Source organism: Streptomyces sp. NPDC047453 (genome assembly GCF_040643155.1).
Classification (GTDB): domain Bacteria; phylum Actinomycetota; class Actinomycetes; order Streptomycetales; family Streptomycetaceae; genus Streptomyces.
Window position 1 is genome coordinate 1 of the sequence record NZ_JBEYTS010000178.1, and the last position, 1475, is coordinate 1475.

Annotated in this window: 1 protein-coding gene and 2 pseudogenes; 2 read left to right on the forward strand and 1 reads right to left on the reverse strand. The window is 68.3% G+C overall.

Going from position 1 to position 1475, the window contains the following annotated elements; genetic code table 11:
• Positions 1 to 6: 6 nt before the first annotated feature.
• A complete protein-coding gene (locus tag ABZ818_RS42775; RefSeq protein WP_361427750.1) occupies positions 7 to 237 on the reverse strand; it encodes a hypothetical protein in 231 nt (76 codons plus the stop codon).
• A 478-nt stretch (positions 238 to 715) separates the two neighbouring features.
• Here ABZ818_RS42775 and ABZ818_RS42780 point away from each other — a divergent pair.
• Together ABZ818_RS42780 and ABZ818_RS42785 are read left to right on the forward strand one after the other, a co-directional pair.
• A pseudogene (locus tag ABZ818_RS42780) lies at positions 716 to 850 on the forward strand (metallophosphoesterase family protein); the annotation flags it as partial.
• Between the two features lie 210 nt (positions 851 to 1060).
• Positions 1061 to 1475, forward strand: a pseudogene (locus ABZ818_RS42785) (recombinase); the annotation flags it as partial.

A 1475-nucleotide genomic window follows, 5' to 3' on the forward strand; every position in this document is an offset into this window, starting at 1 on the left:
CTTAGGCTAATCACTCAGGGTCAACCGGGTCACATCAGGCATCTCCCAGATCGCCTCCTTGTCGTCGGCCCTGGCCAAGCCGCTCTCCACAAGCAGCCGAAACCATCTGTCCTGGTAACGGCCGCGCCGGTCACGGTCCGTGACCATGCCCGGTCCGATCATGGCTGCGACAAGCTGGGGATAGGCCGGCCCGAGGACGAAGCGGTCGAAGAACGTGACGATGTCGTTCGCGAACACCAGGACGTCGATCGTTTCGTCCGGGTGCTTGTAGGCGGATGTAGTCGTCGATGTCGCAGTAGTAGACGTCCCCGTCGTCCAGGTCCAGCCCTATGCCGCAGCCGCACTCGATGTCCTCCGGGGCGCGGTGGCGCTCGCAGCCGATGGTCAGGGGACTGCCCAGCGGGCAGTCCGGAAGGGTCGCCCGGGCCGCCCACGCGGCCGGGCCCTGGATCTCGTCAGGCTGAAAGAAGCGGAAGTAGTTGGCGCCCAGCCGGGAGAAGAGGCCGAATACCTCGGTGACCCCCTGCGGCAGCTCCGGAACGGGCTCCGGGTTCCTCGCCCCCTCGATGATCACCCGAAGCCGTGCTCGGCCTCCACCTGCCTGATCAGCTCAAGCTTGGAGCGGATCCGCTCCAGCCCTTCCCGGCGCCCCTCGTCCATCGGGAACCCCCTGTTCTCGTCATCTCGGCGTGAGGAACAGGACGGAGTGGGGAGCATGCTGAGCCGGGTAACCGTCCTGTCCGACATCCACGGAGCGCTCCCCGCCCTGAAGGCGGTGCTCGCCGAGCCGGATGTGTGCGCCGCCGACCGTATCGTGCTCACCGGTGACATCACGGCCGACGACAGGCCTGCCGGGCCGCCGAGTCTCACGCAGTGTCCTCGCGGCGTACGCCGGAACGGTGCTGCCCGGACTGCCGTCCTCGTGAGGTCGGCCTCAACGAGTACGCCGCGGCCCCAGGCAGACTGCCCGGCCGCGACGTACTCGGCTACGGCACCGCCCACGGTCCGCGAGGCGACTGGTTGGCTGCCCCGCCACCGGGCCGGCCGTTAGCCTGTCGGTATGTCAGAGCGTGTCACCCCGGACCGCACGGGCGGCCTGATCCCTTTGGGTGTTGCGGACGCTTTGTGGGCCGACTTGACGACCGACAGCGCTGTGCCGACGGCTTCTGCGGCGTTCACCTGCTTTCCTGCCAATGCCCGGGTTGGGTATGTCCTGCTCGGCGGCCGTGTGGTGGCGACGGTGAAGGCAAGCCGCGGCCAGTGGAGTGTTCCGGAGATTGAGGTGCGCCGGGCGGCAGCGGAACTGAACGCGGTTGAGATGGACCGCCAGGACCTGGTCCGCATCGGTCCGTTCCGCGGCGCGCCGAAGCAGGAGCACATGGAGGGAACGCTGCTGCGATGGCGCCAGCGCATCACCCGGGAACTGCAGGAGTTGGGCGGCCCCGAGCGGGCAGCACGTGAAGGTGCCCGGCTGT